5 protein-coding genes are annotated in these 13,529 nt (G+C 40.6%); all 5 read left to right on the plus strand.

All coding sequences use genetic code 11. The features are described from left to right. The first annotated feature begins 270 nt into the window (after positions 1–270). The gene (locus CACET_RS00605) at positions 271–6,618 is read left to right on the plus strand and encodes an IPT/TIG domain-containing protein (protein WP_044824633.1); all 6,348 of its coding nucleotides are present in this window, start codon (positions 271–273) and stop codon (positions 6,616–6,618) included. Positions 6,619–6,722: 104 nt separating this feature from the next. After that, positions 6,723–9,530 carry an S-layer homology domain-containing protein gene (locus CACET_RS00610; RefSeq protein WP_044824634.1) on the plus strand — a complete coding sequence of 936 codons (2,808 nt, stop codon included), beginning with the start codon at positions 6,723–6,725 and terminating at the stop codon, positions 9,528–9,530. 12 nt (positions 9,531–9,542) lie between these two features. After that, a complete protein-coding gene (locus tag CACET_RS00615) occupies positions 9,543–11,021 on the plus strand; it encodes an S-layer homology domain-containing protein (protein ID WP_044824635.1) in 1,479 nt (492 codons plus the stop codon). A 77-nt stretch (positions 11,022–11,098) separates the two neighbouring features. After that, on the plus strand, positions 11,099–11,509 hold the full coding sequence (locus CACET_RS00620; protein ID WP_052661376.1) for a hypothetical protein: 411 nt from the start codon (positions 11,099–11,101) through the stop codon (positions 11,507–11,509). Between the two features lie 329 nt (positions 11,510–11,838). Further along, complete coding sequence (locus CACET_RS00625; RefSeq protein WP_044824636.1) at positions 11,839–13,437, plus strand: CTP synthase; 1,599 nt, start codon at positions 11,839–11,841, stop codon at positions 13,435–13,437. The last annotated feature ends 92 nt before the right edge of the window (positions 13,438–13,529 follow it).

Here is a 13,529-nt window from a genome sequence, read left to right on the forward strand (position 1 = left end):
TGAAAAACATCTCCACCTTCTCCTCTACTATTTAGTCAAAAGTATATTTTTCAATTTCGTTACAATTAAATGGAAACAAAGGAAACTAAATATATATGTGGTATAATTAACATAACTTATCATTATACATTACCAAAATATACTATTGAAGATTATGGGAGCTTTGCCGATAAGTGTTATATGTACCAAATTTAATGGCGCAAGTAATTTATAAAAATAAAATCACTAAAAAACCTTTGTACTACTGAAATTAGAAAAAGGAGGAGAAATATGAAGCGGAAAATCAGGCAGAAGATATCGGTATTGATCATGGTAATAATGATAGTAACACAACTAGTTACGGTAGCCAATGCCATAGATGTGGGGGGAGGTGCTGAGGTAACTGCCATCAAGTATCAAGTCGTTCGGGATAGCAATTATAACATTACACAAGCCCTAGTGGAGATTAGGGGAGAGAACTTAGTCAACCCAGTAGTGCTGTTTTCTACCAACGATGGGACAAAACAAATGGGCAAAATCACCTTGAACCTTTCTAGTTTCATCCAATATAGCTTTACCCCTGAAGAAGTGGACAGCTTTACAGGTGGTATCATTATTGGAAACAAAGAATTTAATCTTGGTTTAGGAAGCTTTCCTACGATTGATGCTACCACTAAAATCGTAAATATTAGTGAAGAAGACACTTTAGTAATTAACGGAAGAAACCTTAATCAGTTTAAAGAAGAAGAAAATTTCATCATAAAAGGAGAGTATGGAAAGGCTGGGCAATTTAAGGAGTTTGGAGAAGGAAATAGTGATCCCGAAAGAATTGTAATAGATAAAGCTACTCCTCCAGGAGAGCGGGGTTTGCAAAATATACGTATTATTAAAGAAAAAAAATCAGGTGTTACAATGGATCCTGAAATTGTAGTGGAATACAATTATAACAATATTTTTAGTTTTGTTAGCGACTTAAATATTAGTGATATGGAAATGTATCCCAATATAGGCGCAAGAGGAGATTTGCTTTACATTAGATCTGAGGATTTTACCAAACCCTATGATGTATATTTTTTTAGTGTGGCCAATGCCTCTGCCGAATCGTTTTCACCCACTAACAAAGCTGTTCCCGTGGGTTTTGAAGTTAAATCTTCAATAAATCCAAAGGCTTTGTTGACGGTGGAAGTTCCTCAAGGGGTTAGTCTAGGAAGTCATTATGTAATATTAGCAGAAACTATCAATGGACAAGTGGTAGCACAACAAATGATTATGAAAGATGCCACCAATCCTGCGATCTATACCGTAGTAGATGCTACCAATCGTGCTAGGATTACCAATGTGCATCCTGCTAAAGGACCTGATATCGGAGGCACACCAGTAGGGATTGAAGGTCGAAATATCCTAAGTTCTAGTATTAGTCCATCAGAGTTAGTGATTAATTATGCAGCAGACAAAAGAACTGTTGTGTTATCACCTAACAAACAAGAAATTATAATAACCTACAATGATGCTACCTATCAAGAGCAACCGGTTACAGTTGAGCGAAGGATTAAAGTGCAGATAGGAGGCATAGCCACCTTTGAAGAAACTGCAGATGGAAGACCTAGAGTAGAAATAGGAGCCAATGACAAACTCTATGTGGTTACTCCAAAGGTAGATGATGCTGCTACCAATCCGGACAAAGAAGTTTTAGCAGAAATTAGAACAGTGATTAAAGAAAACAATACTGGCGGCAATGAATATATCTTTCAAGAAGTAGCTCGATGGAATAATAAGTTTATCTATGAAGCCAGTTCTATTCTCCCTATTGTAGAAACTGTTACACCTAGCAAAGTGCAATTAGATGGGGATAGATTAAAGGAAGATACTCTCGTTTCCATCAGAGGAAAGAATTTTATGGTGAACCGCTATATTAATAGTCAAGGTCAAACCATAGTAAATTATCCTAAAATCCTGATGAAAACTGCAAATGATACAGATATACATAACTACGAACTAATGTTACAAAAACAGATTGTTGGAGGAACAGTTACGGCCAAAGTCAGTTGGAGAAGTGCTTCAGGGATCATTGAACAAGATGAAGGTGTGGAAATCCTAGTGCTTGACGACTTTGATCGGATTGTTGATGGAACGACAGGTAGGGATGTTGGTACCAGGATCGTTATGAAGATACCTAAGGATGTAGTAGCCTCTATTGGTATGAAAAATGTACAGGTTACCAACCCAACAAGAGGCTCGCAAGAAGCAGGTCTATCTGACATACAGTTGGATAAGATAGAATTTGTTACTGCTGCAGATAATCCTTACATCGACGAAGTGGTACCAAATATTGTGACAGTAGATGGAGGACAAGATATAGAGGTGCGGGGAAGTAACTTCTTAGAGGGAGTAAAGGTATTTATCGATGGAAAAGAGGTGACAGGGGTAAGCAGAGAGATTGCCACTGGAGGAAACAAATTTCTCTTAAAATTTAAAGCACCCAAGGGCAGAGAGGGAGTTACCCAATTGATGGTAATGAATCCATCGGGAGCAATGGCTGCCGCTGAATTTGTCTATGTAGATACCCTAGACAAGGATCCTAAAATAACTAGCTTTGCCCCTAACAAAGGCAGTAATGGTACATTGGTAGTGGTCAACGGGGATAATTTTCTAAAGCCAGACTCCACTACGAAAGACATTAGCGGCAATGGAATTTACCGTTTAATCGGTACTAGGATTTTATTGGATGGCCAAGATATCAATAGCTACTATAGAGAAGGCAGCAATATCGCCCTACAAAACTACACTGCTCCTGCTGGAGAACAATATCAGTTGATTCAAAGGGATGGTGTGCAGGGAGTGAAATTTGCCAACTATTATCACAGTGTCCTTTTACATGATGAAGCTAGCAATCAATACTATACTCTAGATATAAATGCTGCGGGCAACTTAATCCTTTCCGATGGTGTACAAAATACTTATCGCATTGTCCAAGCAGTAGATGGACAGCAATCAAGATTTGTTGCAACAAAAGGAGGCGCTGAGTATAGAATTGAAGTAGGAAAGCAAGCTGGGGCTTCAGATATTCTGACCATTACAAGGGGTGCTGAAGAGACAGTGCTAAAAGTCAAAACCCCCTATGCCATTGAAAATAATATCATTATTGGTAATAGAGTACAAGTATTAACAAAAAATCAAATACTTTTTACCGTACCTCAGTTGGGGGTAGAAAAATGGTACAATTTATCTGTTCAAAACCCAGATACTAAAATTGATACAAGAACTGGGCAAAATGGATTTTACTATTTTAAACAACCTCAAAGAAACCCTATCATTACCACGGTTACTCCTCCTCAAGGCTCCACTGAAGGAGGGTATGCTGTCGATATTGAAGGACAAGATTTCCAAGATTTTGGAGGTGCACAGAAGAGTAGAGTATATGTTGGAGGCGTAGAGGTACCAGCGACAGACGTATCCGTAAGCACCGATGGTAGGAAAATCACCATTATCATGCCACGATATCCAGGAGACCTAAAAGTGGAGGTGGAAAATGGAAGAAAAACAGTGCCGGTAGTGGTTGTCAACATAGACGGTGGAAACGCCAATAAACCTGATGGTTTTACTTATGTGATTCCAACCAGTAACCCTACAATAAATCGAATTACTCCCAATAAAGGCAATGCTGCAGGAGGAGAAACTGTTCGAATATGGGGTACTGATTTTCGATTCTTTGAACCCTACGAAGATGCTAACGGTAACGCTAAATATGATTTAGGAGAAAAGTTTCAAGACCTAAATGATAATGGCAAATGGGATAATATAGAAGGTATGGATATTGCAGAATTATCAGCAGCGGATAAAAAAATACTGCCTATGGTTTACTTTGGAAAACATAGAGCAGAGATTTTAGAGTTTTCTCAAGGTTATTTGGTGGTGAGTTTACCCACTGGTAGCAAGGGAGTAGTGGATGTATTTGTGGTGAACAATGATTTTGGTACTTCTAACAAAATGAAGTTTACTTACGAAGCTTCTAGTCCTAGAGTTACTAACATTATTCCTCCCGAAGGAAATAAGTCCGGGAAGGTAAAAACAGAAATAAACGGTTCGGATTTTTCTAGCTCTATACTTCATATCTATAATCAAAAAACAGAAAATGAGCTGCAGCAATATGACGTTATAGAAATGCCCCTCGTGCATTTTGGAGATGTGAAAAACCCAATGATCTCAAACAGAAGTATTGATGTAAGTGCTCTAAATGGGGGATCTATTGTTAATGGCAGAGCCAGTGTAGATGTGGGTAATATCACTGTAGATTATCAGTCAACCGCTAACAGTACAAAAGTAATACTCCAAATGACAGAGGGAGGAGAAGTGTATACCTTCCAAGTCAACGGCTATGATAATACGATAAAATATATTGATACGGCTACCCTTAAAAATTCAAATGGAAAAGCTAGTGACAATAGCTACGAATTAGTTAGACTAGAGGTAGATCCAGTAGAACGAAAGCTCATAGTAGAGAGGGGTTACACACCTTTTCATCCTAATGCTTCTATGACTAGTGGACAAATTGTACTATATACGCCTTCTTACTACACTATTGGAAGGGTACCAGTTACTATCAAAAACCCAGATGGCAGCAGTGCTCAGGTACAATATGAATATAAAAATCCTGATAGTAATCCTAAAATTACCAATGTTACGAAAGAAGGAGAATCTCCAGTTTTAACCACTATAGATGGTAAAGAAGTTAGGGTATTAAGGATGACCCATAAAGGTGGAAGCATTGTCAGTATTATTGGGGAGGATTTTAGAGAAAATGCAGAAATCTATATTTCTAACATAGCTCATATTACACAAAGATCTAATAATAAGCTAGAGCATAACTCTTCTACCCAAATGACTTTTGAAATGCCCAACGTTGGAGAAAACGCAGTGGGACGTCTTCATCGAGTGATCGTTAAAAACTATGATGGCGCTTCTGCTACATCTGATGAATTAACGCCTCCTATCTATATAGAGTTCGTGAAGGGAGAATCTGATCCAGCTCTAGGAGGTATCGAGCCAAATAAAGGTCTTGTCACAGGAGGTACCCGTGTCAAAATTACTGGAAATGACTTTAGGAAGAGTATGGAGGGTTTTGAAGGAGAAGTCCTGAAGGTCTTCTTCGGAGAAACAGCAGTTGTTTATCAAGAGGGAAATAGCAGATTAGATATAGAAGACTACAGAACCCTCCATGTAACAGTGCCCGCTGGTACAAAGCCAGGTGTTGTACCAGTAAGAGTAGAAAATCCCGATGGATCCTTAGGGGCACCGCCATTACAGTTTACCTATATAAGCAAACCAAAAATAGACAGCATTGATCCTGAGTGGATTTTTACAAATGATACCACGACGGAAATAACTCTTGCTGGTGAAATGTTTATGTCAGGAGCAAAGGTAATACTAGGTGGTAGAATTGTTGAAGGGGGTACTACAAATTCAGAAGATACCGTGTTAGCTGAAGGGATTGTTCGCGTACGGGATGGTAAGAACATAGATGCATCTGTAGTAGGGGGTGTAACAGCGGCCTCGGTAACTGTGGTAGATGATAAGACCATAACAGTGAGGTTTAATGAAGCGCTGGGACTACAAAATAACGATATTATCGTTGTCAACCCTGATGGTGGTATATCAGAACCTTACAAAGGCTTTAAATACCAGACACCTATACCAGACAAACCTCTGGTACTAGAAGCTATACCGGGCTTTGAATCCACAATGCAATTGATATGGTCCAAATCAGCACCTGAGGTACTAAATGCTGCTGACAAATATGAAGTCTATGCTAAAAGATCTAGCGACAGAAACTATAGCTTTATAGCAGACACCAGAGATGCGGAGTTTTTAGTGAGGGGCTTAGAACCTGATACCCGTTATGATTTTATGGTGAGGGCACTAAACAGCTACGGCAGTGCCTTGGAATTTGCAGAGGTCAGTGCTAGAACCTTAAGATTGAGTGAAGATGATAAATTAAAAGACAAGTTACAAGAACTAGACAAGGAAGAGAATAAGCTGAATTATGAAGGCAAGGAAGAAGTAATCAATGGTGCCCTGGTGAAGACTATTGGAAGTCGTCAGATTCCAACGGGTACAGGCTCTCACACCATCGATTTCTCCTTGAGTCAATACAGTAGCCACAATAAATTCATCGTAGCAATACCAGTGTCTCTGCTATCTACTTTAGATAGAAACATTGTGATTACAGATGGGAATGCCAACTTCAGCTTCCCAGCTAAGAGTCTATATACCCGAGAAGTAATTCAAGGATCAGCCGGTAATCTTGAGGATGCTTATGTACGCATCACTTTTGAAAGAGTGGCAGGTCAAGAGGCACAGGGGCTTTACTCAGCAGTTTCTAGAACCCAGAGAAGAGCCTCCAACATCTACGGTATTGACTTTGATCTACAGGTAGGAAAAACCACTACAGCTATTAGGCAGATGCTGCAAAACGGTAACCTGGCAATCAATTTTGATGCTAGAGCCTATTCAAACGTTGATGCTGCTAAGCTCTTTATAGGAAAGTACGACCCATCTAAACACGAATTTACAAGACAAAGAAGCAGCAGCGCTACAACCACACAAGAACCAGGAAGGTTTATGTTGTTGGCGGATAGATAAGACTACTTGCAGGGCGGGTTTTTCTACCCGCCCTTTAACACAACAAAATTGAGAAACAAGGCAAATGAAACGTTCCCTTGTATTCTCAAAAAAGGAGGGATCCCATGAAATTTCTAAAGAAAAAAAGAAGTCTAAGCATTGTTCTGACAATCATCTTTATCCTACAATTTCTACCTTATACAACCTTTGCCATAGATACCTTAAGTCCATATCCAGCCCACAATGGACTGCAAAACGGCGGGGATCTATACAGAAGCATTAACTTTACTGACATTAATAACCATTGGGGAAAGGCACATATTCAAGAAGCAGCTGGCTTATCCTTGATGAAAGGGACGGGAAACCAAAGGTTTCAACCAGACCAGCAACTTACTCGCCTAGAGGCCTTGACAATTTTGGTTAAAGCTATAGGTGAAGATGAAGAGGCACAAAGATTGGGAGAGCAACAAATGCCTCCAAGAGTGAGGGACATTGTGGTGCTAAGCACGGCAGAACACTGGGGAAGGGGCTACCTGCAAGTGGCACTACAAAACAACATTGTAACTCCTCAGGAAGTCAATGAAATCATGAATCTGACACCTCAACAAATGGAGAACCTTCAACAGCAGGTTGAAAACCGTTTAGCGACTTATGAAGGTCGAGAATTGACACCAGCAGAAATGACAAACCTACAAAACCAAATTACTGAACAGCTAGAGACTCGCAGCACATGGAGTCGTCCAGTGAGTCGTCAACAGGCTGCCGCTTGGATTGCTAGAGCATTGGATCTAGAGGGAATTTATGGCGCCGATATGAGAAGGGTAAATGCATTTAATGATATGAACCAAATGGATACAGAAAAGATTCCTCTAGTAGAGGCAGTACTGCAAAAAGGCATTATGTCTGGCACCTCCAGTAATACCTTTGCCCCTGGACAATCTCTTACTAGGGCAGAGATGGCTGCAACGATAGCAAAATTTCACGAAGAACTACTAGGGCAAAGAGGACTAATAAAAAAACAAGGAGAAATTATTGCAGTAGAAGAACTGCAACATGAAGGCAGCACTAAAAAAGTATTTACCATAGAAAATCATGATAACAGCAAAAATCTTATCGTTACAGAAACTTCATTAAGAGATTTTCCCGTACGAAAACAAGGAAATTTAGCTTTATCCAATACCCTTCAGATGGGTGATTTGATTCGCTACTATATCAATCAAAACGATGAAGTAATCTATGCCTCGATGGACTCCACTGCAACAACCATCATAGAAGGCTTTGTGGAGACCCTTGATGCAGACAGTCGCCAACTGGTAATCGCAGATTTTCAAGACAAGCGACATATTTTGCAGGTACAGCCCTCTGCCAAGATACAAATCAACGGTAAAGATGTGGCTTTAGACCAGCTGCTATATGGGATGGAGGTAAAGGTCACAACAGTAGGAGACAGAACCACAGATGTACAAGGCTATCTAGAAGAAGATCCTGATCGCCATGGATACATTCCCCCTGGCAGCAGAACTAAAGTAGGAGATATACTCTTTATTGACAGTAATACAGTGGAAATTAGGAGTGGGGGAGTTAGAGAAAGGTACAAAATCACTACGGGAACCCGTGTTTTAAGAAGTGAAAGACCTGCAAATCTTTTTGAAATAAAGACTGGGGATCGAGTAATGCTCTTCTTCAATGATATCTATAGCCCAGACATCGCCACCATCAGAGTAGAAGACCATGAAAGACATATAACTGGTGTATATCGAGGACAGATAGAACAAGTAGACCAAAGAAACAGAGAAGTTGTTCTAAAGAATGTTAGCACCTATCAACAAGGCAGATGGGTGAAGCATCCTCAGGATCAAGTGAAGCTTAAGGCGGAGGGAAACCTTCTTTATGAGGGAACAGAGCAGGTGACATTAAGAGACTTGACTACTAGAAGAGACCAAGAGGCCTATGTGGCGGTAGAAAGCAGCTATGGGGTTCCAAGAGTAGCAAAAATGTTGCTAAAGCAAGGTTCTTCCGTAGTTTATGAAAGCACCATCAGTGATGTACAGTACAGTACAGGAAGGATGGTGGTAGACAACACTGGTTTCACCTTCCATCCAGGAACCATTGTTGTAAAAAACAACCGCTTAGTGGACACGTTGAACCTAGATTTAAGACAAAATGTCTATGTAGCAGCAGATATTCTTAGAGGAAGTAGAAACGCCTCCTTTGTCTCTATAGAATATACTGGTATGTTGGAGGATCGCATCGATGCTACGCGTCTGGTGATTTATAGAGGACTTGTGGAGGATATTCACCACTACGGTATTACTATAGGAAGATTAGGCTATCGATTAGATTATCTCAGACTAGAGGACAACCAGTGGACAGAGGTTTCCAGCAGAAGAAGAGTCACCTTAACAGAGGATACATTTATATTTGACAGTGAACTAAAGCAGGAAATAGACCCTAGCCACTTTATCGACACACGCTTCATTGATCCAGAGGAGATCGAAGACGATGAACTGAGAAGACGAATCGAAGATCGTTTCTATGTTGATAAAGCAGCATACTTTATAGTAAAGGAAACCCATGTAGAGGGAGAAATTTACGAAGAAGTATTGGCATTGAATCTAACCCCTGTCAGCATCCATGAGAGAGGAAGACTTCATATCGAACATAGTGCCATTGGGGAGATTACAGACATCAACCTCGATACTCAAACCATTACCCTGGGCAATGTAAGACATTGGAACAGCCTAAACAGACGTTGGGAAACCGTGAGAACGCCAGAAACCATCACCACCGACAAGGCAGTAATTTTGATCAACGATAACCCAATTACCAAGGATGAGCTTTATAGAATAAGAAGAAATGCAAAAGCCTATGTGGTGAAGAGCAAGAACGTCTCCACTGGTGACGATGGCTATGTCATCATCGTAGAACAATAAGGGGGAGCGCATATGAGAAAACTAGCAGCGAAAACAATACTGACACTGTTATTGACTTTGTCTTTGGGCATACAAAGCTACGCCCTTGAAATCCCTGGATATGAAGGGGGAATACAAAATGAAATGACCTATCGAGAGGTGATCTTTGTCACTGGAGAACCTATTGTAGTACAAGGAACTGTAACCGTTCAAGACAGAGCAGATCGTATTACTTATACTTACAGAAACCTAAGCAATGCTGAAAAAAATGTCACTTTAACTCGAAATGTTACATTGACAAAAGAAACTGTAGCCAATGGTAAGGACCAAAAAACAGAAGTGTTATCCCTGAGTCGCTATAGAGAAACTATTAATGCCAATGGGGTAAGATATGAGACCACAGAAGCGCAGCATCCATGGAGTAAAGCCCAAGTGTTCCATGAAAAGCCCGGGGTCACCTATTTTGCAGGCAACTGGGATGGTACCAAGGTTTATACCATCAATAGAAATGAAGGCACAGTAATAGTAGAAAGCCAAGGCACAGTGGTGGGTTATGACCACCACTGGGGTGCCACCCAAACACAGACCATCCAGCACTATATTCAATATCAGCGAAATGGCAACAATGGAGAAGACGGTCTATCCTGGGAAGGCACAGCAGAAGTAAGCGTGGTTCATAACCGTACCAAGGATTATAATTATGAAGCAAATGCTCCTTCTCAGATTAGCTTTAGAGGAGGATACTTGCTGACAGAAAAAGAAGAAAACATATTAAAGTACAGCTACAACCTTCCTAGATTAGGGGAGAATGGTAGCCAGCTTATAGGCAGGAATACCGATACCAACAGCATAACCTTGTATACCAACCCTATCAATAAAAGACTTACAATTCCCGCTATGAGGGATGTATCTGGACATTGGTTAGAAAGAGAAGTGCTGCTTTTAGCCAGCCTAGAAGCACTATCTCCCACCAACACTAACTTTGGTCCTGACCTACCTATGAGCCGTGGAGAATTTGCTAAGGCACTGGGTGTGGTGATGGGGATAGAAAAAGAGGCACAACCTACTGTAAGACAGAGAAGCGTAAGAACAGCAGAGGAACCACCTGCCATCTTCGTAGATGTACCTAAGCAGGATGCAAACCAGAAATATATTGAAGCTATTTACGAAAGAGGTGTTATGAAGGGTGTAGGGAAAGATCACTTTCTACCAAATCAAAGTATCACCAGAGCAGAGGCAACAGTAGCTATTATCAAGGCAGTGGGCTTTGAAGGACTGGCACCTATACAACAATACGCTACTGGCTATATCGATGATCATGTAGTACCTTTGTGGGCACGAGATGCTGTCTATCTATCAAGGGAATTAGGATTGATAGAGGATGCTAACGGTTACTTTCAACCCAACAGAGCTCTTACAAAGGCAGAAGCAGTAGAGATACTGACCAACCTTATTCATTACTTACAAAGAGATATAAGGTATGATTACAGAGAGAGAATATTAAATTACTAAAAGGAAAAAAATAGATTGAAAACCCCCTTTGAAAAAGGATATAATAAGAAAAAACAAGATAAGGGGGTTCATTTATCTTGGAAGAGAAAATGTTCTTGATGTTAGAAAAAATCTATAGTGAACTACAGGGTGTAAAAGGAGAAGTAAATGGCTTAAACTCAGAGGCAAGCAGTTTAAAATCAGAAGTAGGTAGCTTAAACTCAGAGGTAAGTAGTTTAAAGTCAGAAGTAGGTAGCTTAAACTCAGAGGTAAGTAGTTTAAAGTCAGAAGTAAGTAGCCTAAAATCAGAAGTTAGAGAAAATAGCCAACGACTAACAAAGCTAGAAACAAAAGTAGAAAATGAAGTCGTTACCAAAATCAACAGCCTTTTTGACGGCTACATACAAAATACAGAAACCATCAACCGTGTAGAAGACAAAGTAGATCACCTAACAGAAAAAGTAGAAAAGCAAGAACTAGAAATAAGGGTCATAAAAGGGGGAAAATAGCTATACCTTCCCCCTTTAGAGTGACCCTTTTCTTTTTGTTCATGTAACACATCAACACCATCCAGCGAAGCCAAGGGAACCCCGCAGCGGGGGACCGGGGACCGTGAATGAGTGGAGCCAAGGGACTGTCCATCTGTCTGGCGCCCCCCACAGCGGAGCCATGGGGACGGTTCGAGAGCTTCCGAAGCGTAGCGAAGGACCAAAGGGAAAGCGATGGAACCGTCCCCGTGGTGTAGCGGAGATATAACAGGAAATAAAGATCCCAGTATCTTAAAGTAGTACTCCAACAAAAAACTTTAAATCTTAACCACAAGAAAGGATGAAACAACATGTCAACAAAGTACATTTTTATCACAGGCGGAGTAGTTTCTTCACTAGGCAAGGGCATCACCGCCGCATCGCTAGGACAACTATTAAAAAGCAGAGGCCTAAAAGTAACCCTACAAAAATTTGACCCCTATCTAAACATCGATCCCGGTACCATGAGCCCTTACCAACATGGTGAAGTATTCGTCACCGATGATGGAGCAGAGACAGATCTAGACTTAGGCCACTATGAAAGATTTATCGATATCAACCTCAGTAAGTATAGCAGCGTTACCTCCGGCAAGGTGTACTCTACTGTCATCAATAAAGAACGAAAAGGAGACTACTTAGGAGGTACAGTACAGGTGATCCCTCATATTACCAATGAAATCAAAGAGAGAATCTACAGAGTAGGTAGAGATGGTAACTTTGATGCGGTCATCACAGAGGTGGGGGGTACAGTAGGAGATATCGAAAGTCTCCCTTTTTTAGAAGCCATCCGTCAGATAAAATACGAAGTTGGACGGGAAAGCACCATGTATATTCATGTCACTTTGGTACCCTACTTGGGAAAGGCAGGAGAGTTAAAGACAAAGCCTACCCAGCATAGCGTAAAAGAACTAAGAAGTATTGGTATACAACCTGATCTAGTGGTATGCCGCACAGAAAAACCTCTATCTCAGGAGATGAAGGACAAGATTGGCCTTTTCTGCAACCTAGACCCAGGACATGTAGTACAAAACATGGATGCCCAAAGTCTCTATGAGGTACCCCTATTATTAAAGGAAGAAAAATTAGACGAGTTGGTGGTAAAGCGTCTAAAGCTACAAGCAGGGGTAGCAGAGCTTACCCAGTGGAAGGAAGTTGTAGAAAGAGATAAAAATCCTAAGGGCAGAGTAAAGATTGCATTGGTAGGGAAGTATGTGGAGTTAAGAGACGCTTACCTTTCTGTATCGGAAGCATTAACCCACGCCGGTATATATAATAATGTAAAGATAGATATTGATTGGATTCATTCAGAGGATGTTTTAGAAGAAAGCGTAGAGGAGTTGCTAAAAGGAGCACAGGGGATCTTAGTACCTGGTGGCTTTGGGGACCGTGGTGTAGAAGGAAAAATCAGCGCTTTAAAATATGCTCGTGAAAACAACATTCCTCTACTAGGAATCTGCCTAGGGATGCAGTTGGCAGTTATAGAATATGCTAGAAATGTATTAAACTTAAAGGATGCCCACAGCTCCGAATTGAACCCCGACACCACCAATCCAGTCATTGATCTGATGCCAGAACAAAAAGATGTAGAAGATATGGGCGGCACTATGCGTCTAGGTCTATACCCTTGTAAAATCTATACTGACACCAAAGCCAGAGAAGCCTATGGAGAGGATTTAATCTATGAAAGACATCGTCATCGCTATGAATTCAACAACCATTATAGAGATGCCCTAACAGAGGCAGGGCTCATTATCAGTGGCATTTCTCCAGATGAAAGATTGGTAGAAATCGTAGAAATCAAAGATCACCCATGGTTTGTAGCCGCCCAATTCCACCCAGAATTCAAATCCAGACCTACAAGACCACACCCTTTGTTTAGGGACTTTGTAAAGGCAGCAATAGATCAGTAAAGAAAATGTAATAAAAAAACTTTGTTTTTTTAGCAGGAATTTTTTATGGGACATAGAATACTATTGTAGTGGAGGAGTAAAACTCCACTACT

Source organism: Clostridium aceticum (genome assembly GCF_001042715.1).
Taxonomy (GTDB): domain Bacteria; phylum Bacillota; class Clostridia; order Peptostreptococcales; family Natronincolaceae; genus Andreesenella; species Andreesenella acetica.

Excerpts from the sequence above, each read along its gene's own strand:
- CACET_RS00605 (WP_044824633.1), top strand. The coding sequence starts at position 271 with ATGAAGCGGAAAATCAGGCAGAAGATATCGGTATTGATCATGGTAATA.
- CACET_RS00625 (WP_044824636.1), top strand. The coding sequence starts at position 11,839 with ATGTCAACAAAGTACATTTTTATCACAGGCGGAGTAGTTTCTTCACTA.
- CACET_RS00610 (WP_044824634.1), top strand. The coding sequence starts at position 6,723 with ATGAAATTTCTAAAGAAAAAAAGAAGTCTAAGCATTGTTCTGACAATC.
- CACET_RS00615 (WP_044824635.1), top strand. The coding sequence starts at position 9,543 with ATGAGAAAACTAGCAGCGAAAACAATACTGACACTGTTATTGACTTTG.